This is a genomic window from Serratia sp. A07, from assembly GCF_058725505.1.
Genome location: NZ_JBZXDO010000200.1, coordinates 1 through 890, shown reverse-complemented (window position 1 = coordinate 890; position 890 = coordinate 1). Strand labels below are relative to the sequence as shown.

1 protein-coding gene is annotated in these 890 nt (G+C 45.2%); it reads left to right on the top strand.

All coding sequences use genetic code 11. From position 1 onward, the window contains the following. Positions 1-15 precede the first annotated feature (15 nt). Positions 16-890 (top strand): tyrosine-type recombinase/integrase (locus AC4PR2_RS29220; RefSeq protein WP_492176091.1); only part of this gene is annotated, 875 nt, incomplete at its 3' end.

Sequence of the window (890 nt, the reverse complement as noted above, 5' to 3'; positions counted from 1 at the left end):
ATTCGAGGTTATGAAATGAAAAGTGAAGAAAAAATGCACGATGAGTGGGAGTTCTTGCTCGAGGAATATTTTTTCACCAAACAACTACGTGCAGCAACGGAATGGAGTTATAGGAAAGTAGCACTAACATTTACGCGTTTTATTGGTGGAGCTATAACACCTGCTATGGTGACGCAAAGGGATGTGTTGCTTTGGCGTCGGCATCTGTTAAAGGAGAAAAACCTTTCGGTACATACCTGGAACAATAAGGTGGCCCATCTGCGGGCAATATTTAATTTGGGTATTAAAAAAGCGTTGGTTCAGCACGGTGAGAACCCTTTTAATGGAACGGTAGTTCGATCTGACACTAAGAAAAAACGAATATTGACGAAGTCTCAATTGACCCGTCTTTACCTCGTGATGCAACAGTATGAACAGCGGGAGAAGGAAAGAAAACCAGTGAAGGGGGGAAAGTGCGCACTCTATCCTACCTGGTTCTGGATGACGGTATTAGACACATTTCGATATACCGGTATGCGTAACAATCAGATGATCCACATCCGCCTGAGAGATGTGAACATTGAGCAAGGTTGGATCGAACTTCGACTTGAAGGCAGCAAAACACATCGGGAGTGGAAAGTACCGGTGGTTCGTCAATTAAGGGAGCGAATAGAGCTGCTCATGATGCGTGCAATCGAGCGAGGTGCGGATCAGCATGACCTGCTTTTTGATGTCAAACGGTTCACCAGTCCACGGAATACTCATTACATCTATGACGAGAAAAACGTTCTGCAGTCATTTCGTAGCTTCTATCGTCGGTTGTCCAGGGAGAGTGGCTTCGATATTTCCTCACACCGTTTCCGTCACACACTTGCCACGGAGTTGATGAAATCCCCGGACAGAAATCTAAA